General features: G+C 65.0%; 16 protein-coding genes and 1 riboswitch. Of the genes, 8 read left to right on the forward strand and 8 right to left on the reverse strand.

Going from position 1 to position 18,804, the window contains the following annotated elements:
* Positions 1-2 precede the first annotated feature (2 nt).
* The 5 genes from trpS to glyA all read right to left on the reverse strand — a co-directional run bounded on the left by trpS (position 3) and on the right by glyA (position 4,898).
* Positions 3-1,046 carry a tryptophan--tRNA ligase gene (gene trpS / locus NG701_RS08755; protein ID WP_252566506.1) on the reverse strand — a complete coding sequence of 348 codons (1,044 nt, stop codon included), beginning with the start codon at positions 1,044-1,046 and terminating at the stop codon, positions 3-5.
* Between the two features lie 21 nt (positions 1,047-1,067).
* Positions 1,068-1,901, reverse strand: a complete 834-nt coding sequence (locus tag NG701_RS08760; RefSeq protein ID WP_252566509.1) for an exodeoxyribonuclease III — start codon at positions 1,899-1,901, stop codon at positions 1,068-1,070.
* 10 nt (positions 1,902-1,911) lie between these two features.
* Positions 1,912-2,475 (reverse strand): hypothetical protein, encoded by a 564-nt coding sequence (locus NG701_RS08765; protein WP_252566512.1) that lies wholly within the window; start codon positions 2,473-2,475, stop codon positions 1,912-1,914.
* 221 nt (positions 2,476-2,696) lie between these two features.
* Complete coding sequence (locus NG701_RS08770) at positions 2,697-3,590, reverse strand: bifunctional methylenetetrahydrofolate dehydrogenase/methenyltetrahydrofolate cyclohydrolase (RefSeq protein WP_252566715.1); 894 nt, start codon at positions 3,588-3,590, stop codon at positions 2,697-2,699.
* 9 nt (positions 3,591-3,599) lie between these two features.
* Entirely contained in the window at positions 3,600-4,898 is a 1,299-nt protein-coding gene (gene glyA, locus NG701_RS08775; RefSeq protein ID WP_252566515.1) for a serine hydroxymethyltransferase, read from the reverse strand.
* 129 nt (positions 4,899-5,027) lie between these two features.
* A riboswitch (ZMP/ZTP riboswitch) is annotated at positions 5,028-5,113 on the reverse strand.
* Positions 5,114-5,155: 42 nt separating this feature from the next.
* On the opposite strand from glyA, the gene purU reads away from it, so the two are divergent.
* The 3 genes from purU (at position 5,156) to NG701_RS08790 (ending at position 7,326) form a co-directional block, all read left to right on the forward strand.
* Complete coding sequence (gene purU / locus NG701_RS08780) at positions 5,156-6,016, forward strand: formyltetrahydrofolate deformylase (RefSeq protein ID WP_252566518.1); 861 nt, start codon at positions 5,156-5,158, stop codon at positions 6,014-6,016.
* 27 nt (positions 6,017-6,043) lie between these two features.
* Positions 6,044-6,724, forward strand: a complete 681-nt coding sequence (locus tag NG701_RS08785; RefSeq protein ID WP_252566520.1) for a class I SAM-dependent methyltransferase — start codon at positions 6,044-6,046, stop codon at positions 6,722-6,724.
* Positions 6,725-6,807: 83 nt separating this feature from the next.
* Positions 6,808-7,326, forward strand: a complete 519-nt coding sequence (locus tag NG701_RS08790) for a gamma carbonic anhydrase family protein (protein ID WP_252566522.1) — start codon at positions 6,808-6,810, stop codon at positions 7,324-7,326.
* A gap of 70 nt (positions 7,327-7,396) precedes the next feature.
* On the opposite strand, the gene NG701_RS08795 is transcribed toward NG701_RS08790, so the two are convergent.
* Together NG701_RS08795 and NG701_RS08800 are read right to left on the reverse strand one after the other, a co-directional pair.
* Positions 7,397-9,091: a flavin monoamine oxidase family protein gene (locus NG701_RS08795; protein WP_252566524.1), complete on the reverse strand. Its 1,695-nt coding sequence runs from the start codon at positions 9,089-9,091 to the stop codon at positions 7,397-7,399.
* Positions 9,088-10,626 carry an amino acid permease gene (locus NG701_RS08800; RefSeq protein ID WP_252566526.1) on the reverse strand — a complete coding sequence of 513 codons (1,539 nt, stop codon included), beginning with the start codon at positions 10,624-10,626 and terminating at the stop codon, positions 9,088-9,090. Before NG701_RS08800 ends, NG701_RS08795 begins: the two co-directional genes overlap by 4 nt.
* Positions 10,627-10,785: 159 nt before the next feature.
* On the opposite strand from NG701_RS08800, the gene NG701_RS08805 reads away from it, so the two are divergent.
* On the forward strand, positions 10,786-12,417 hold the full coding sequence (locus NG701_RS08805; protein ID WP_252566527.1) for a PucR family transcriptional regulator: 1,632 nt from the start codon (positions 10,786-10,788) through the stop codon (positions 12,415-12,417).
* Here NG701_RS08805 and NG701_RS08810 read toward each other — a convergent pair.
* Complete coding sequence (locus NG701_RS08810; protein WP_252566718.1) at positions 12,396-13,175, reverse strand: carbon-nitrogen hydrolase family protein; 780 nt, start codon at positions 13,173-13,175, stop codon at positions 12,396-12,398. The two genes, NG701_RS08805 and NG701_RS08810, sit on opposite strands and share 22 nt — an antisense overlap.
* A gap of 223 nt (positions 13,176-13,398) precedes the next feature.
* Between NG701_RS08810 and NG701_RS08815 the strand changes: the two genes are divergently transcribed.
* The 4 genes from NG701_RS08815 (at position 13,399) to NG701_RS08830 (ending at position 18,759) form a co-directional block, all read left to right on the forward strand.
* Complete coding sequence (locus NG701_RS08815) at positions 13,399-14,589, forward strand: ROK family transcriptional regulator (protein WP_252566529.1); 1,191 nt, start codon at positions 13,399-13,401, stop codon at positions 14,587-14,589.
* 130 nt (positions 14,590-14,719) lie between these two features.
* Complete coding sequence (gene mmsA / locus NG701_RS08820; RefSeq protein ID WP_252566531.1) at positions 14,720-16,276, forward strand: multiple monosaccharide ABC transporter ATP-binding protein; 1,557 nt, start codon at positions 14,720-14,722, stop codon at positions 16,274-16,276.
* A gap of 48 nt (positions 16,277-16,324) precedes the next feature.
* Entirely contained in the window at positions 16,325-17,608 is a 1,284-nt protein-coding gene (gene mmsB, locus NG701_RS08825; protein WP_252566533.1) for a multiple monosaccharide ABC transporter permease, read from the forward strand.
* Positions 17,609-17,658: 50 nt separating this feature from the next.
* A complete protein-coding gene (locus NG701_RS08830; protein ID WP_252566536.1) occupies positions 17,659-18,759 on the forward strand; it encodes a substrate-binding domain-containing protein in 1,101 nt (366 codons plus the stop codon).
* Positions 18,760-18,804: the final 45 nt, after the last annotated feature.

Raw genomic sequence — 18,804 nt, forward strand, 5'->3', positions numbered from 1 at the left:
AGCTAGCGGACGCCTGCGAGGCTGAGGGACGGCAGGAAGCCCATGCGCTCATAGACCTGGCCAAGGGTCACTGCGGCGATTTCCCTGGCCCGATCGGCGCCCTGGGCCAGCAGCCGGTCCAGTTCGGCCGGGTCAGCCATCAGTTCGTTGGTGCGGTTCCGCAGCGGCGTGATGAAGTCCACCATGATCTCCGCAAGGTCCACTTTCAGGTGGCCGTACATCTTTCCCTCGTACTCCGTCTCCAGCTCAGCCACGGACTTTCCGGTGAGCGTGGAGTAGATGGTGAGGAGGTTGGAGATCCCGGGCTTGGCTTCGGCATCGAACCGGACCTCGGATCCGGTGTCAGTGACCGCGGACTTGATGCGCTTCGCAGCGAGCTTGGGGTCCTCCAGCAGCTGGATGGAACCGTTGGGCGACTCCCCCGTCTTGGACATCTTGGCGCTGGGGTTCTGCAGGTCATAGATCTTGGCGCTGGCCTTGAGGATGGTGGCCTCCGGCACGGTGAACGTGTGGCCGTAGCGGGTGTTGAAGCGCTGGGCCAGGTTCCGGGTGAGTTCCAGGTGCTGCCGCTGGTCCTCGCCCACCGGCACGAGGTCCGTCTGGTACAGCAGGATGTCGGCTGCCATAAGCGTGGGGTAAGCAAACAGGCCAAGAGTTGCGGCGTCCGCGCCCGACTTCTGGGTCTTGTCCTTGAACTGTGTCATCCGGGACGCCTCGCCGAAGCCGGTGATGCAGTTCAGCGCCCAGGCCAGCTGCGCGTGCTCGGGGACGTGGGACTGCACAAAGAAGATGCTTTTGTCCGGGTCGATGCCGGCGGCAATGTACTGCGCGGCCACCACGCGGGTGCGCTTGGCGAGCTCGGCGGGATCAAAGTCCACGGTGATGGCGTGCAGGTCCGGGATGAAGAAGACGGCATCATATTCGGCCTGCATGTCCACCCAGTTGCGGACAGCGCCAATGTAGTTGCCCAGGTGCAGGGAGTCCGCCGTGGGCTTGGCGCCGGAGAGGATGCGTTTCTTGGTCACCGGGGAAGTCGGGCTAGTCATGGGGAGAAAAACCTTCGGGGCTTAGAGCCGGTAGTCCACTACCAGCGGGGCATGGTCAGAGAAGCGGGTGTCCCACGAGGGCGCCCGGTCAACCACTGCCGAGAACGCGGCGGCGGCGAGGGCCGGGGTGGCCATGTGGTAGTCGATGCGCCAGCCGGTGTCGTTGTCGAACGCCTGGCCACGCTGCGACCACCAGGTGTAGGGGCCGTCAACGTCGCCCGCCAGGCCCCGGTGGACGTCCTTCCAGCCGATGTCCTCGCCGAAGAAGCGGTCAAAATAGGCACGTTCGTCGGGCAGGAAGCCGGCCTTCTTGACGTTGCCCTTCCAGTTCCTGATGTCCCGTTGAGTGTGCCCCACGTTCAGGTCGCCCACCACGAGTGCGTGGTCGCTGTGCTTGGTGAGTTCAGGCAGGCGGGTGCTCATGACATCCAGGAATCGGTACTTGTCCACCTGCTTCGGGGTTCCCACCTCACCGGAGTGCACGTAGGCGCTGGCAACGGTCAGCTGCGCGGGGTTCCCCTCGCCGTCAGTCACCCTGAAGTCAGCCTCAACCCAGCGGCCGGCGGTGGCGAAGTAGTCATCGCCGATGCCGTTGCGGGTTTCCAGCGGCTCTTCACGGGACGCAATGGCGACGCCGGCACGGCCTTTGGCCTCGGCTTCGGCGTGCAGGATGTGCCAGCCATCACCGAGCAGCTGGCGCACGATCGCGTCAGGCGCCCGGACTTCCTGGAGGCAGAGAATGTCCACCTCGCGGGGCTCCAGCCATGCCGCCATACCGTTCTTGTAGGCAGCCCGGAGGCCGTTGACGTTGACTGATGCGATGCGAAGGTGGTCCTTCTTCAATGCCGAGATCACCCGCACTACTCTAGTCGATGATGGTTCCGCTGACCGGGTCCCCGGTGCCGCCGGAGGCGCGGATCATGTCGCGGGCATTGGTGGCGGTGATCTCGATGGTCTCCAGCGCGCGGCGGATCGTATCCTGGTCCGCTGCCTCACCCTTGGCGTGTTCCTTCTCCACAACCTGGATCTGCACCTGGACAATCTTGAAGGAGTGGTCCAGCTTGAGGTCGCGGACTTCGTCCGCTTCGGTCCGCTCGTACACCATCCGGGTGCCGCCGTGGTCGGCCGAGGACGACGACGGCGCGCGGCCGGCTGCGCTGTTGAAGGCGTTCTGGGCTTCCGTCAGCTTGGCTCCGGCTTTTTTGGCGGCCTTCTGGATGCTGAACACCACGAACGCTGCAAGGGCCAGCCAGAAGGCGGCGATGATAGCGACAACCCAGCCCACAACGTCGTTCTGGTTCGCGGCAAAGATCACGGCAACGAGGAACGCGATGACAAAAACCAGCATTCCCGGCCCACTGATCCGGAGCATGGAGAAGCCGCCCTTGGACCGGCCGGACGGAGATTGAGTGTTACCCAGAGATCGCATGCGTCCATTGTCTCAAACGCAGCAGAGCCCCAACGCACCTTCCACCCCCGGCGAACACTTGCACGCTCCCAAGTAAGTAGCGCTATCTGTCGTTTTGAGCCTCCAAAACGACAGATAGCGCTACTTACTTGGGGTTGGGCACGCTTAACGGCCGACGGCGGTCCCGCGCCTTTCCTGAGAAGGTGCGGACCGCCGTCGGGCTTTGCTGTTAAGGAACGAAACTAGGCGATTCCCGCCTGGCGCTCCGCGGTCTCCACCACATTGGCGAGCAGCATGGCGCGGGTCATCGGCCCTACGCCGCCCGGGTTCGGGGAGATCCACGAGGCGACATCGGCAGCAGCGGGGTCCACGTCTCCGGTGACCACTGCCTTGCCGTTGCCGTCGTCCACACGGCTGACGCCGACGTCGAGCACTATTGCGCCCGGCTTGAGGTCCGCCGCCTTGATCATGTGCGGGACTCCCGCGGCGGCGATCACGACGTCGGCCTGGCGGAGTTCGGCGGCCAGGTCCACTGTGCCGGTGTGCGCCAGGATGACCGTGGCGTTGACGTCCTTACGGGTCAGCAGCAGCCCGACGGGACGGCCGATGGTCACACCGCGGCCCACCACGAGGACGCGCTTGCCCTTGAGGCTGATGCCGTGCCGGGTGAGGAGCTCCACGCAGCCCTTGGGCGTGCAGGGCAGCGGCGAGGTCATGGGTCCGCTGACGTTGGCTACCAGGCGGCCCAGGTTCATTGGGTGCAGGCCGTCGGCGTCCTTGTCCGGATCCATGGCCTCCAGGATGACGTCCTGGTTGATGTGCTTGGGCAAGGGAAGCTGCACGATGTAGCCCGTGCATTCCGGGTTCCCGTTCAGCTCACGGACCACGGCCAGGAGTTCGTCCTGCGTGGTTTCCTCGGGGAGGTCGCGGCGGATGGACGTGATGCCCACCTCGGCGCAGTCCTTGTGCTTGCCGCCCACGTACCAGGTGCTCCCGGGGTCGGAGCCCACCAAAACGGTGCCCAGTCCGGGGGTGACGCCCATGGCCTTGAGTGCGGCCACGCGTTCGGTCAGCTCGGCCTTGATGGCAGCGGCGGTAGCCTTGCCGTCAAGAATCTGTGCAGTTCCAGTTTCAATGGTCATGGATTACCACTGCTCGTGCTGCGGGTACAGCGGGAAATCGGCGGCGAGCTTGTCCACGCGGGACTGCAGTGCCTCGACGTCCGTGGCGGCGCCGGCCTTCAGTGCAGTGGCGATGATCTCCGCCACCTCGGTGAACTCGGCAGCACCGAAGCCGCGGGTGGCCAGGGCCGGGGTTCCGATGCGCAGGCCGGACGTGACCATCGGCGGGCGGGGGTCGAACGGAACCGCGTTGCGGTTCACGGTGATGCCCACGGAGTGCAGGAGGTCTTCGGCCTGCTGGCCGTCGAGCTGGGAGTTGCGCAGGTCCACCAGGACCAGGTGCACGTCGGTGCCTCCGGTCAGGACGGAGACGCCGGCGTTGGCGACGTCGGCCTGGTTGAGGCGGTCAGCGATGATCTTGGCGCCTTCGAGGACACGCTCCTGGCGCTCCTTGAATTCCTCGGTGCCGGCGATCTTGAAGGCCACGGCCTTGGCCGCGATGACGTGCATGAGCGGGCCGCCCTGCTGGCCCGGGAAGACGTTGGAGTTGATCTTCTTGGCCCACTCCTCCTTGGCCAGGATCACGCCGGAGCGAGGGCCGGCGAGGGTCTTGTGCACGGTGGAGGTGACGACGTCGGAGTACGGAACCGGGCTCGGGTGCAGCCCCGCAGCCACCAGTCCGGCGAAGTGTGCCATGTCGGTCCAGAGCAGCGCGCCCACTTCATCAGCGATGGAGCGGAAGGCCGCGAAGTCCAGGTGGCGCGGGTAGGCGGACCAGCCGGCGATGATGACCTGGGGCTTCTCGGCGATGGCCTGCTCACGCAGCTTGTCCATGTCAACGCGGAAGTTGTCCGGCTCCACCTGGTAGGCAGCCACGTTGTAGAGCTTGCCGGAGAAGTTGAGCTTCATGCCGTGGGTCAGGTGGCCGCCGTGGGCCAGGGACAGGCCCAGGATCTTGTCACCGGGAGTGATCATGGCGGACAGTGCTGCGGCGTTGGCCTGGGCACCGGAGTGCGGCTGGACGTTGGCGTACTCGGCACCGAACAGTGCCTTAACGCGGTCGATGGCCAGCTGCTCGGCGATATCCACATATTCACAGCCGCCGTAGTAACGGCGGCCCGGGTAACCCTCGGCGTACTTGTTGGTCAGGACCGAGCCCTGGGCTTCCATGACGGCGCGCGGGGCAAAGTTTTCGGAGGCGATCATTTCCAGGGTGCCGCGCTGGCGGCCAAGTTCCTGGTTGAGGACTGCTGCGATTTCGGGGTCAAGCTCGGCCAGCGACTGATTGCTGACGGCGGCTGTTGTGGTGGCGGTAGTAGTCACGAAAAACTCCTGGCTAGGGATACGGGCACTGCTAAGGTCAGGCTACCGGCTGGCGCACATCACCGCCCGTTGATGACAGGGCGTGAAAGTGAGCCGCGTCCTCAAAGGTTGCAGCTCCGGTAAAACATGACCCTCGGCCCAGGCGTACGATCCGTGGTCTTCGTGATTGCCGCTCCCTGGTGGTTAGCCACCCAACGCCAGTTGCGACCCCACCAGACTACCAAACGCGGGCGTGCCGCGCGGGTAGGCTTGTAGTCGTGACTGAAGAGCAGCTGAACCGAGCCTACGTATTGACATTGTCCTGCCCGGACCGCCCCGGAATTGTCCACGCCGTGGCCGGAGCGCTCCTGGTGGCGGGCTGTAATATTTTGGACTCGCAGCAGTATGGCAGCCCCGCAACCGGCAACTTCTTTATGCGGGTGGAAGCGACGACGACGGCCTCCCGGGCCGAGGTCCAGGCCGCCCTTGAGCCGGTGGTCCACTCCTTTGGCATGCAGTGGAGCCTCAACCCCGTGGGCCAGAAGGTGCGCACGCTCCTGATGGCCAGCACGTCCGCGCACTGCCTCAACGACATCCTGTTCCAGCAGCGCTCCGGCACCCTGCCCATCGAGATCCCGGCCATCGTCTCCAACCACCGTGACCTTGCCGGGCTGGCCGAGTTCTACGGCGTCCCGTTCCACCACATCCCGGTCACCCCGGACACCAAGGCCCAGGCAGAGGACAAGCTGCGCGGCCTCATGGCCGAGCACGATATTGAACTGACCGTTCTGGCCCGCTACATGCAGATCATTTCGGACGACCTGTGCGCGGAGCTCACCGGCAAGGCCATCAATATCCACCACTCGTTCCTGCCGTCCTTCAAGGGCGCCAAGCCCTACCACCAGGCTCATGCCCGCGGCGTGAAGCTGATCGGCGCCACTGCCCACTACGTCACGGCCGCGCTGGACGAGGGGCCCATCATCGAGCAGGAAGTCATCCGCGTGGACCACGCCCGCACTCCGGAGCAGTTCGTGCAGATGGGCCGGGACGTGGAAGGCCGCACTTTGACGCAGGCCGTCCAATGGCATGCCGAACACCGTGTGCTTCTGGACGGCAACCGGACTGTGGTCTTTAACTAAGCGGTCTCTTATTTAAGGTCGTGGGCCATGGACGCAGTTGAGAATGCAGTGGAGGAACCCGGCAGCGAGCAGCGCCTCGCCGAGTTCTATAACCGCCGCGCGGCGTCCGGCACGGAACATCCGCTCGCGCCCCAGCGGGTCGAACAGCGTGAGCGGTTCATCGCGTTGCTCAAGGCCGAGAGCCGCCACAACGTCCTGGAGATCGGCTCCGGCATGGGGCTCGATGGCCTGCAGTTCGTCCGGGCCGGCATCCATTACACCGGCGTTGACCTCTCCGAGGAGCACGTCCGCAGGTCCCGGGCGAAGGGCCTGGACGTCTCCGTGGCCAGCGCCCGGCAACTGCCCTTCCCGGACGGAACCTTTCCGGCCCTCTGGACCATGAGCACGCTGCTGCACGTCCCTGCCACTGATATCGATAGCGTCCTGGGCGAACTGGTGCGAGTCACGGCACCCGGGGCTCCCATCGCCGTCGGCCTCTGGTCCGGTGAGGATGAAGAGGTCCTGAACCCCGAGGACGACGTCGAACCCCGCCGGTTCTTCAGCCGGCGCAGCGACGCGACGGTGCGGCAGGTCTTTGGCCGGCATGGTGTCATCGAGGACTTTGTCACCTGGCCGGAAGGCACCGGTGAGGAATCCGGTCCGGGCGCGGGGAACTGGACGCAGCACTACCAGTTCCTGATCCTCCGCACCCCCGCCTCTCCCAACTGAGTAGCGCTATCTGTCGTTATGAGGGCTCATAACGACAGATAGCGCTACTCAGTTGGGGTGGGCGGATGTCCTAGGCTTGGCCCATGGCTCCTCTTTACACTTTCGCCGGCGACACCCCGGCCGTCCACGCATCCGCCTTCGTTGCCCCGACGGCGTCGATCATCGGCAAGGCCACGCTCGCTGAGGATTCGAGCGCCTTCTATGGGGTGTCGGTCCGGGCGGACACGGCGGCCATCGGCGTCGGCGCCGGCAGCAACCTGCAGGACAACGTGGTGCTCCATGCAGATCCGGGCTTCCCCTGCACGGTCGGGGCCGGGGTCAGTGTGGGGCACGCCGCCGTCGTCCACGGCTGCACGGTGGAAGACGACTGCCTGATCGGCATGGGCGCCACTGTGCTCAACGGCGCCGTGATCGGCACCGGCTCGCTCGTGGCGGCAGGTGCCGTGGTCCTGGAAGGCACGGTAGTGCCGCCCCGGTCACTCGTGGCCGGCGTCCCCGCCAAGGTACGGCGGGAACTCACCGACGAGGAGTTCGACGGCGTGAAGCAGAATGCCGCCCGCTACGTGGAACTGGCCCGGGCGCACCGGGAGCTGCACGGCTAGTCCCCACCCGCCCCTAACCTCGCAAGCTCGGCCAGGGAACCCTGCGGGCGTGGCCCCAGGCTCCTTACCCTCAGTCCAAGGCGATGGGCCCGATAGCGTCCAGGAGTTCGCCCGGACCGGGGTTGCCCGGCGCCGACGTCCCGCCCAGGTGGTTCACCACACCCCACACCGCGTTCAAGCCGGTGGTTACGGCGCCTTCGGCCCAGCCCGCCGTGAAGGACACATCATCACCGGCAAGGAAGATCCCGCGCTGGGCTTCGGGCAGTTTGTCCTGCTTGAAGTGCGTAAAGAGGCGCTGCTGGTAGCGGTAATGCCCCGGCAGGTTCGCTTTGAAGGCACCCATGAAGTTGGGGTCCGCTTCCCAGGAAACGGTGATGGGCTGGCCCACGATGTGGCTGGCGATGTCCACGCCCGGGTAAATCTGCTCGAGCGAGTGCAGCATCAGCTCAACGCGTTCGTCGGCGTCCAGCGCCAGCCATTTGAGCGCGTCATCGTTCCACGTGTAGGACAGCAGGATCACGGCGGGCTTGTCCGGGCCGTCATCCAGGAGGTAGGTGGCCCTGTTCAGCCGGTCCGTCAGGGTCATGGACAGCACCTCGCGGCCGGTGTCCGGATCGACGTCCTTCCAGAACGGACGGTCCACCATGACAAACGTCTTGGACGACTGCATGTAGTGCGAGCGCTCGATCGCAGTCCACAGTTCGGCCGGGAACAGCGCCTCCTCGGTGTGGATGCGAGTGGACAGCAGCCAGGACTGGCACGTGGTCACCACCGCAGGGTAGCTGGCCTCACGGCCCCAGCGCTCCCTGATCCGGAGGTCGCCATCGGGATCGCGGCGGATCCTGCCCACAGCCCCGCGGGGCGTGCCGGAGTGGAGCGACGCCAGGGACGTTCCGTCCGGCCAGTGGGCCATGCCCGACGGCGCGTGCTGCCACAGTGCCTCGGGCAGCCGTTGGGCTCCGCCGCTGATGAGCCGGTGCTGGTCATCGGCGTCGGTGTAGACCACGCGGAGGATTTCCAGGATGGAGTTGGGGAAGTCGGTGTCCCAGCCGCCGGTGCCGAAGCCCACCTGGCCAAAGGCCTCACGGTGCGCAAAGCCGGCTTCCTTGAATGACTCGCTCCCGGCGATGAACCCATAGAAGGTCTGCTCGTCCATGAGCGGCAGCAGCTCGTTCCAGAGCTCCTTGATCCGGCCCGTATCCCGGGCCCGGATGGCCTCCTGCATTTCGACGAACTTCGCTCCGTCGTTCACCGCGGCCTTCCAGGCATCGGCCACCTCGCGGAAGAACGGCGGCAGGTCCTGGGCGGTCTCGGCGTAGTACTTCTGGCCGGCCAGTTCGATCACGGTGCTGGACGTGACGGGTGCCAGGGGGTTGGGGAAATCCTGGGTGTCCAGCTCCAGCAGGTCCACGTAGTGGTAGAAAGCCCTGCCCGACACGGGGAACCGCATGCCGCCCAGATCGGCCACCACGCCGGGAGCGGACGGGAAACCGGCCGTCCGCAAGCGGCCGCCGATCTGGTCCGCTTCATAAATGACAGGGCGCAGGCCCAGCTTCATCAGTTCGTAGGCCGTGACGAGGCCCGAAAGACCCGCCCCTACAACTGCCACCTCGGTGCCGTACAGCTCCGGCGGAACCGCGCCGAGCCCTGCCGGATGGGCGAGGTAGTGGTCGTAGCTGAACGGAAAATCGGGGTTCAGCATGGTGATGGGACCAGCCTGGGTGCTGGACGGGTCAGAAGCCGGGAGTTCGGTGGCGACGGTCATGAAAGCTCTGCCTTCGATTGTTCGGGGGTGGACAGCGTTGAAGATTCCGGCTTGCTCAGCTCACGGTATTCCTCGTGGCTGAGCGCCGCTACCCTGGAGTTCCGGCGCCCGTAGCCGAAGTAGGCCGCCAGGCCCACCAGCATCCAGACTCCGAAGGTCACCCAGGTATCGGCACCGAGGTTGGCCATGAGGAAGGCGCACATCAGCGCACCGAGGATCGGGGTCAGGGGGAAGAGCGGCACGCGGAACGTGCGTTTCAGCTCGGGCCTGGTGCGGCGCAGGTAGATCACGGCCACATTGACGAGGGCGAAGGCGAACAGGGTGCCGATGCTGGTGGCGTCGGCCAGCGCACCGAGCGGGACCAGCCCTGCGGTGAGGGCGACGGCGATGCCCACCAGGAGCGTGCCGGCCGCAGGGGTGCCGGTCCGGCGGGAGACGCGGCCGAAGATCTTGGGGATGAGGCCGTCGCGGGACATGGCGAGCAGGATGCGGGTCTGGCCGTAGAGGACAGTGAGCACGATGCTGGCGATGGCGAGGACTGCGCCGACGGCGAAGACGAGGGCGATCCAGGGCTGGCCGGTGGTTTCCTCCAGGATCTTCACCAGGGCGGCTTCGGTGCCGTCGAACCAGCCCCACGGGCGGGCGCCGATGGCTGCGACGGCCACCAGGACGTAGATGGTGGTGACGATGACCATCGAGAGCATGATGGCCCGGGGAAGGTCGCGCTTGGGGTTGCGGGCTTCCTCGCCTGCGGTGGAGGCGGCGTCGAAGCCGATATAGGAAAAGAACACCCGGGACGCGGCCGCGGAGACTCCGGCGGCGCCCATGGGCAGGAGCGGTTCGAAGTTGCCCGCATTGAAGGCGGTGAAGGCCACAGCGCAGAAGAAGAGGAGAATGCCCACCTTGACCACAACGATGGACGTGTTGATCCAGGCGCTTTCCTTGGCCCCGCGGACCAGGAGGATGGTTGCCAGCACCACGATGACCATGGCGGGGACGTTGACCAGGCCGCCGTCGCCCGGGGGCTGGGAGACGGCGTCGGGCAGGACCTGCCCGAAAACGGCCAGGGTCTCGTTTACGTACTGGCCCGCCCCGACGGCAACGGCCGCGACCGAGACGGCGTACTCCAGGACCAGACACCAGCCGCAGATCCAGGCCATGCCTTCACCCATGGTGGCGTAGGTGTAGGAATAACTGGAACCGGCAACGGGGACCATGCCGGCCATTTCCGCATAGGACACGGCGGAGAGCAGCGCGGCGAATCCGGCGATGGCGAACGAGATCCAGATCGCGGGCCCGGCCAGCGGAACGGATTCTCCGAGGATGACCAGGATGCCTGTTCCCAGGGTGGCACCGACACTGATCATGGTCAGCTGCAGGACCCCGAAGCTGCGGACCAGTTTCGGTCCGCCATGGCCGCTTTCCGCTTCCCTGACCATCTGTCCGATTGGTTTCCGGCGCAGCAGTTGCGCGCCCAGCCCGGGACGGCCGGCTGCACGGCCCGTGGCCGGTCCGGAGAGTGTTGGCACAGTCATCGTTGACGTCCGTTCGTGAGTAGTTGTCGGTTTCCCCCCACCCAGCGTAGGGGTGTGAGCCGCATCTCAGGCATGTGCAAAGTGACCTATAGTGTTCAAGCATGAGACGTAATGCACCACTGATGCGCAGCACTGAACTCTCCTGCCCGGGGACCCTCCGTGCAGCCTGATGCTGCGGAACACCTGGATGCGGTGACCCTCGGCCACTTCCTGGCAGCCCTCCCCCCGGACCTCACCGTCCTGCACGACGCCGGCAACGCCGGCGCGCCTTTGCGCTGGGTGGAGCCCAGCGAACTGGAGGATCCCACGCCGTACCTGCTGGACGGGGAGTTCGTGCTGACGGCGGGACTGCCGTTCCTGGACGACGGCGGAACGAAGAAAAGGGCGGAAGCGTACGTCCGGCGGCTTGTCGGCGCAGGCGTCGCCGCCTTGGGGTTTGGCCTGGAGCCCTACTTCGACGCCGTCCCGGACCATGTGCTGTCAGCGTGCCGAACGCATCATCTCACCCTGGTGCAGATCCCCAGCAGCGTCCCCTTCGCCGCCATCGGCCTGGAGTTCTCCCAGCTCCTGGAATCCGGCAACGCCCGGGTCTTCCGTCAGCTGGCAGACACCAACCGGCAGCTGATGCGGGCGGTGCTGTCGGCCAGGCCCGAGCACGAGCTCCTCTCCGCCCTGGCGCAGCGGGTCCCGGTGTGGGCCCAGCTTTTCGGGGCGGACGGCCGGGTGCGGGCCCGGGCCGCAGCAGCCGGGACCGGCCCTGCGGCCGCCGTCGAGCCTTCCGCCCTGCAGCCCGTGCTGAAGCGGCTGCTCGCAGGCAACGGCCCGCGCGTGGAGACGGACTCACTGCCCACGAGCGGGTCGGCTCTGGTGTTCGGCCACCCCCTCCGAAGCACCAAGGACGCCACCCTCGGGGCACTGATCCTGGGTACGGACAGGGCGCTGACCCCGGCGCAGAACAGTGTGGTGTCCTCGGTGGTGGGGCTGCTGGAACTGCTGGTGCGCCAGCGCACCAGCGGCTCGCTCGCCCCCAGCCAGCTGGCAACGGCGCTGCTGCTGCATCCGGAGAGCCTGGCCGCCGGTTCAACCCGGCAGCTGAACGTCCTCAGGGACCTCTTGGCGCAGAGCGTGTCCGGAACCCGGTCCGGTGCCCTGCGGGTGGTCCAGGGTGTCCGCGCGGACGCCGCGGCGCCGGCGTCGGCGTCGGCGGATGGCCCTGTCCGGGAACTGCTGCAGTGGCGCAGGCTGTTCGACACGAAGATGGTGGAACTGACGGACTACGGGTTTGCGGCCGTCACCCGGTTCAAGGTGGACGACGCACTGCTGCATGAGGTGGAGGAGCTGGGCTGGCGCCTGGTGGTGGGCGATCCCACCGAAATGGCCGGCCTTCCTGCCGCCTACCAGCGCGCGGCGTCGCTGCGGTCCCGCGTCCAGGCAAGCGGAGAAAGCGTGCGTGTGGATGACGTCACGTGGTCGGTCGCGGGGCTGTTGGGACGCGGCGCCGGCACCATGCTTGCCGCCCGGCTGCTGGAACCGGTCCTGGCGCAGGAGCCTGACCGAATCAGCTCCCAGCTCGGTGTCCTGAAGTCGTGGCTGGGCGAAAACGGCAACTGGGATGCCACTGCCAAAGTCCTGGGGATGCACCGGAACAGCGTGCGGCGCCAGATCAATGCACTGGGCGAGCTGCTGGCCATGGACCTAGGTTCCGCCCAGGTGCGGGCGGAGCTGTGGATTGCCCTGCAGTACGTGGATGCTCTGGAGGACCGGATGGTTCAGATGCCCCAGGACCGGTAGAGCTCCGGGCGGCGTTCCCGGAGATAGGGCACCACGTCACGGGCATTTCGGGCGGCGTCCGGATCCACCTCGGCGAACAGGAGTTCGGCTCCCGGTCCCGCCGTGGCCAGCAGCGAACCATCCGGTCCGGCAATGACACTGCCGCCGAGGAATTCGCAGCCGTCCTCGGTTCCCGAGTGGTTGGCATAGGCGATGGTCAGCTGGCTTTCCAGCGCGCGGGCCCGGAGCAGGACCTGGGGAACCGTCTCGAAACCGTGCGCCAGTGCGGTGGGTACCAGCAGCAGCTCGGCTCCGCCCAGCGCGGCGGCCCTGACCGTTTCCGGAAATTCCACGTCGTAGCAGATCACCATTGACGTCCGGAAGCCGTTGAAATCGACGACGGCGGGAGCTGCTTCCGCGGGGCTGAACGCCGCGCGTTCGTCATCGCCAAAGAGGTGCACTTTTGCGTAGGTGAGAAGCTCAACCCCCGCGCTGTCCACGAGCGTGGAGGTGATGTGCCAGCTGCCCCTTTCCGTGACTGACGGCAGGCTGTAGACCAGTCCGATTCCGTGGCGGCGCGCGATGCCTGCCAGCGTCTCCCTGATGGCGGGAAGCCCGGTGGGGTCCAGCTCAGCGCGGAGCTGGAGCGGGGCGTAGCCCACGGCAAACAGTTCGGGCGTAAGCAGGACTGCTGCGCCTGCCGCGGCGGCCGCCCGGGCAGCCGCATCCAGCTCAGCGCAGTTTGCATCGACGTCGAGTACGCGGGCGTTTGCCTGCATCAGGGCCAGCAGCACCGTTTCCACCTCACATGATCGGGACGGCCACAGGAAGGATGCGTCCGCTTTTTCCAGCCTAGCCACCGGCCCTGAACGACATCCGGGGCCAATTGCACCGGCCGAAGCCACAGGAGGGACGGATCGTCCTATCTTTTTTGTCTCATCCGGCAGACTCCTTGCGTTAACTTCTTGACTACAACAGTCAAAGTAGGGCAGTCTTCTTTTCATGTCCGCCACACCGCGCTCGACGAGGAGCAAGCCAAAGAATCCGGGATCCCAGTCAGCCCTCCGGCAACTGAACCAGCAACGGATCATCGAGACCCTCATGAGCGGCCCGTCCACCCAGGCCGAGCTTGCGCGCCAGACCGGCCTCTCCACCGCCACGGTGTCCAACATCGTCAAAATCTTGCAGGACGCCGGCCTGGCGTCAACCGAACCGATCACCAGTTCCGGACGCCGAGCACTCAACGTAAGACTCAACAGCAACGGCGCGGTGGCAGTGGGAATCGATTTCGGCCGGCGGCATCTCCGCGTGGTCCTGGCATCCCTGAGCTACCACGTGATCGCCGAGGAATCCGTCCTGCTGCCGCTCGGCCACCAGGCCGAGGAAGGCATCCGGGCAGCCGTAGGACTACTGGACAAACTGCTGCAGCAAAGCGGCGTGGACCGGACCCTGGTGGTGGGCGCCGGCGTCGGAATTCCCGGCCCCATCGACCGCCGGACCGGCACCGTAGCGCAGGGCGCTATCCTCCCCGAATGGGTGGGCATCAACATCCTCCAGCATCTGGAGGAAAAGCTCAATATCCCCGTATTCGTTGACAACGACGCCAATCTTGGCGCTTGGTCCGAGGTCACGTGGGGGCCGCATTCGGGCGTGAGCAACCTGATGTTCCTCAAGATCGGATCGGGCATCGGCGCGGGCCTGATCCTCAACGGCGCGCCGTACTACGGCACCGTTGGCATTACGGGCGAAATCGGCCATGCAACGATCCACGAGCACGGGCTGGTGTGCCGCTGCGGTAACCGTGGCTGTCTGGAGACCATCGCCTCCACTACCACCATGATGGAGCTGCTGGGCCGCGGCGAAGACCCGCCCCTGACGCCGGCAGACATCGTGCGGAAAGCCCTCGCCCGCGACTCCGCAACACTAAGGGTGGTGGATGATGCAGGCCTGGCAGTGGGACGCGCCCTGGGCAATGTGGCCAATCTGATCAACCCTGAAGTGATCGTAGTGGGCGGTCCCCTCGCGGGGCTGGGCAACCTGCTGCTCGATCCCATCAGGCGGGGGCTCATCAGGCATGCAGTGCCGGTGATCGGCGAGACCACCAAGCTGACGATGTCTTCCCTCGGAGATAGCGCAGAGGCCTTGGGGGCTGCCGCGTTGGTGTTCCAACACGCCGGGATCCGGCGAACGTAGCCGTTTTGTTATCCGGCAATTGCGTTAAAGACTTGACGACAATGGGTGTGATCCAGTTTACTTTTTCATCAGACGTCCCTGCGCTTTGCGGGGCGGACAAAGAAGTCATGCATTGGAGGCGTAAGGGCAAATGACGTCCCAGACCACGCACACTGACCCGGTCATCCTGGAGATGCGTTCCATCACCAAGGAATTTCCCGGTGTCAAGGCATTGTCGGAAGTGAGCCTCCGGGTCAAAGCCGGCGAGATTCACGCTATCTGCGGCGAAAACGGCGCCGGCAAATCCACGCTGATGAAGGTGCTTTCGGGCGTCTACCCGTACGGCAGCTACGACGGCGACATCGTGTACCAGAACGAAGTCCAGCAGTTCAAAGACATCCGGGCCAGTGAGGCGGCCGGCATCGTGATCATCCACCAGGAGCTGGCCCTGATCCCGGAGCTCTCCATAATGGAGAACATCTTCCTGGGCAACGAACCCACCAAGCGCGGCGTGATCAACTGGGCGGAGGCGCGCCTCCGTTCCACCGAACTTCTGGCCCGCGTGGGGCTCAGGGAAAACCCGGACACCCCCATCAAGGAGATCGGCGTCGGCAAACAGCAGCTGGTGGAGATCGCCAAGGCGCTGAACAAGTCGGTCAAGATCCTCATTCTGGACGAGCCAACCGCTGCGCTGAACGAATCCGATTCCCAGCACCTCCTGGACCTGATGCTGGGCCTCAAGGGCAAGGGCATCACCTCGATCATCATTTCCCACAAGCTCAACGAGATCGAACAGATCGCCGATTCCATCACCATCATCCGAGACGGCAAGTCGATCGAAACGCTCGACGTCAAGGCCGACGGCGTCGACGAGGACCGCATCATCAAAGGCATGGTGGGACGGGCCCTGGAGTCCCGCTTCCCCGACCACACCCCCAAGATCGGCGACGTGTTCTTCGAGGTCAAGAACTGGACCGTGGCCCACCCGCAGATCCAGGACCGGATGGTCTGCAAGAACTCGAACTTCTTTGTGCGGCGCGGGGAGATTGTGGGATTCGCCGGGCTGATGGGCGCCGGCCGGACCGAACTGGCCCGTTCCGTCTTCGGCCGGTCCTACGGCCACTTCGTGTCGGGCCATGTCTACGTGGACGGCAAGGAAGTGACACTCAAGAGTGTCCACCAGGCCATCGACGCCGGCCTCGGCTACGTGACGGAGGACCGGAAGTCGCTGGGACTGAACCTCCTCGACGACATCAAGACCACCACGGTCTCGGCCAACCTCGAGAAGATCAGCAAGCGCAGCGTGGTGGACACCAACAAGGAGTTCACGGTCGCCGAACAGTACCGGAAGTCACTGCGGACCAAGGCCCCGTCGGTTGAGGAAGGGGTTGCCAAGCTCTCCGGCGGCAACCAGCAGAAGGTGGTCCTGGCCAAGTGGATGTTCACCGATCCTGAACTGCTGATCCTGGACGAACCCACCCGCGGCATCGACGTCGGAGCCAAGTACGAGATTTACGGCATCATCCAGCAGCTCGCCAACCAAGGAAAGGGAGTCATTGTGATTTCTTCCGAGCTCCCCGAACTGCTGGGGCTCTCGGACCGCATCTACACGATCTTCGAGGGCGCCATCACTGGGGTTCTCGATAAGGAGGAAGCCAGCCAGGAAAGCCTGATGAAGCTGATGACCTCCGCCCGAAAAGCCGCCTGATCCACTGCAGCCTTCCAGAACCTTCCAGATACAAGGACTGAAAAAACAATGAACGCGCTCAAGAAACTCTTCGGTGGCGACACCCGCCAGTTCGGCATGATCTTTGCCTTGGTGGCTCTGATAGTTCTCTTCCAGTGGCTCACAGGCGGCATCACGCTCACTCCGGGCAATGTCATCAACCTCTTCAACGGCAACTCCTACATCCTCATCCTCGCCATCGGCATGGTGCTGGTCATCATCGCCGGACACATTGACCTGTCGGTGGGCTCCGTGGCGGCGTTCGTGGGCATGGTGGTGGCCATCGCCATGCGGGACTGGGACCTCCCCTGGTTCCTGGCGATCCTGCTCGGCCTGGGCCTGGGCGCACTGATCGGTGCATGGCAGGGTATGTGGACGGCTTACGTCGGCATTCCGGCGTTCATCGTGACCCTCGCCGGCATGCTGATCTTCCGCGGGGCCCAGCAGTTTGTTGGCCAGTCTAACTCGATTCCTGTTCCGCGGGAGTTCCAGTACATCGGTGCCGGGTACCTCCCCGAAGTCGGGCCTGCCACCGGGTACAACAACCTCACGTTGCTCCTGGGTCTTGCCGGCGTTGCGTTCGTGATCTACAGCGAAGTCCGACGGCGGCGCACCGCCAAGGCGCTCGGCGCTGAGGTCTCGGAAACGTGGGTCAGTGTCCTTAGGCTTGTCCTGATCTGCGCGGCCATTCTCTACGCCACCTACCTCTTTGCCACCGGCCGCCCTGGCACGTCTTTCCCGGTCCCCGGCCTGATCCTCGCCGTGATGGTTCTGATCTACGGCTTCGTCTCTTCCAAGACGGTGGTCGGGCGCCACGTCTACGCAGTGGGCGGAAACCGCCACGCAGCCGAGCTGTCCGGTGTGAAATCAAAAAAGATCAACTTCCTGGTCATGATGAACATGTCCATCATCGCCGGACTCGCTGGAATGATCTTCGTGGCCCGCTCAACCTCCGCAGGACCGTCGGACGGTACCGGCTGGGAGCTGGACGCCATCGCTGCTGTCTTCATCGGCGGCGCTGCCGTGACTGGCGGCGTGGGTACCGTCATCGGATCCGTCGTTGGAGGCCTGGTCATGGCTGTGTTGAACAACGGCTTGCAGCTCCTCAGCGTCGGTGCCGACTGGCAGTCCATGATCAAGGGCCTGGTGCTGCTGGTGGCCGTGGCCATCGACGTCTACAACAAGTCGCAGGGCCGGGCATCGATCATCGGGCTGATGATGAAGAACTTCAACCGTCCGTCCGGCGGGCCAGGCACACCGCTGCAGCCGGATGAAACCACCTCCACCAAAGAAGTCATTTCCAGGGAAGCCTGAGCGATTCAGGTTCCGGAACCAACACCCCAAAAAAGAAAGTGGATCAAGAAATGCGAATGATTGGTAAAGCAGGAAAGGCAGCAGCAATAGCTGCGATCGCGGCACTGGCGCTGACGGCCTGCGGACGGGCCGAACCCGGCACCTCCAGCGGCACTACCGGTGGAGCCAGCGGCTTCGCACAGGACTCCGCCATCGGCGTCGCGCTTCCCAAGAAGACCAGCGAAAACTGGGTTCTGGCAGAGAAGCTGTTCAACGACGGACTTAGCAGCGCCGGTTTCAAGCCGACTGTCCAGTTCGCCAACAACGGCGTGGCTGAGCAGCAGAACCAGATCAGCGCCATGATCGCCAAGGGTGCCAAGGTGATCATTGTGGGTGCCCTCGACGGCTCCCAGCTGGGGACCCAGCTCCAGCAGGCCAAGGACGCAGGCGCCACCATCATCGCCTACGACCGCCTCCTGCTGAACACCGCAAACGTGGACTACTACGTGGCTTACGATAACTTCAAGGTGGGCGAGCTCCAGGGCCAGGCCCTCCTGGACGGCATGAAGGCCAAGAAGCCCTCCGGCCCGTACAACATCGAACTGCTGGCAGGTTCACCGGACGATGCCAACGCGAAGGTCTTCTTCGACGGCGCCATGAAGGTCCTCAAGCCCAAGATCGACGACGGCACGCTGAAGGTGGTCTCCGGCCAGACGACGTTCGAAAAGGCCGTCACCCAGGACTGGAAGGCTGAGAACGCCCAGCGCCGGATGGATACCCTCCTGACCGGCTCCTACGGCACGGCGTCGCTGGACGGTGTCCTGTCACCGAACGACACCCTCGCCCGTGCAGTCATCACCTCCGTCAAGGCGGCCGGCAAGCCGCTTCCGGTCATCACCGGCCAGGACTCCGAGGAACAGTCGGTCAAGTCCATCCTTGCCGGCGAGCAGTACTCCACCATCAACAAGGACACCCGCAAGCTCGTTGAGCACGCGATCGTGATGGTCAAGGATCTCCAGGCAGGCAAGACGCCTGAGATCAACGACGACAAGTCCTACAACAACACGGTGAAGACCGTACCCGCCTTCCTGCTGCCGCCGGTCATCGTGACCGCCGCCAACGTTAAGACGGCCTACGCGGACGATCCGGTACTGGGCCCGCTGACCAAGTAACGCGGTGTAACTAACGCGGTCCGCCGGTCACCACCGGTTTACACG

The organism is Pseudarthrobacter cellobiosi, assembly GCF_023913815.1.
GTDB classification, from domain to species: domain Bacteria; phylum Actinomycetota; class Actinomycetes; order Actinomycetales; family Micrococcaceae; genus Arthrobacter; species Arthrobacter cellobiosi.

What these genes read in the sequence shown, in the direction of transcription:
- trpS (WP_252566506.1), bottom strand. Translation starts at nt 1,046, where the DNA reads ATGACTAGCCCGACTTCCCCGGTGACCAAGAAACGCATCCTCTCCGGC.
- NG701_RS08765 (WP_252566512.1), bottom strand. Translation starts at nt 2,475, where the DNA reads ATGCGATCTCTGGGTAACACTCAATCTCCGTCCGGCCGGTCCAAGGGC.
- NG701_RS08785 (WP_252566520.1), top strand. Translation starts at nt 6,044, where the DNA reads ATGGACGCAGTTGAGAATGCAGTGGAGGAACCCGGCAGCGAGCAGCGC.
- NG701_RS08790 (WP_252566522.1), top strand. Translation starts at nt 6,808, where the DNA reads ATGGCTCCTCTTTACACTTTCGCCGGCGACACCCCGGCCGTCCACGCA.
- NG701_RS08795 (WP_252566524.1), bottom strand. Translation starts at nt 9,091, where the DNA reads ATGACCGTCGCCACCGAACTCCCGGCTTCTGACCCGTCCAGCACCCAG.
- NG701_RS08800 (WP_252566526.1), bottom strand. Translation starts at nt 10,626, where the DNA reads ATGACTGTGCCAACACTCTCCGGACCGGCCACGGGCCGTGCAGCCGGC.
- NG701_RS08810 (WP_252566718.1), bottom strand. Translation starts at nt 13,175, where the DNA reads ATGCAGGCAAACGCCCGCGTACTCGACGTCGATGCAAACTGCGCTGAG.
- NG701_RS08815 (WP_252566529.1), top strand. Translation starts at nt 13,399, where the DNA reads ATGTCCGCCACACCGCGCTCGACGAGGAGCAAGCCAAAGAATCCGGGA.
- mmsA (WP_252566531.1), top strand. Translation starts at nt 14,720, where the DNA reads ATGACGTCCCAGACCACGCACACTGACCCGGTCATCCTGGAGATGCGT.
- mmsB (WP_252566533.1), top strand. Translation starts at nt 16,325, where the DNA reads ATGAACGCGCTCAAGAAACTCTTCGGTGGCGACACCCGCCAGTTCGGC.
- NG701_RS08830 (WP_252566536.1), top strand. Translation starts at nt 17,659, where the DNA reads ATGCGAATGATTGGTAAAGCAGGAAAGGCAGCAGCAATAGCTGCGATC.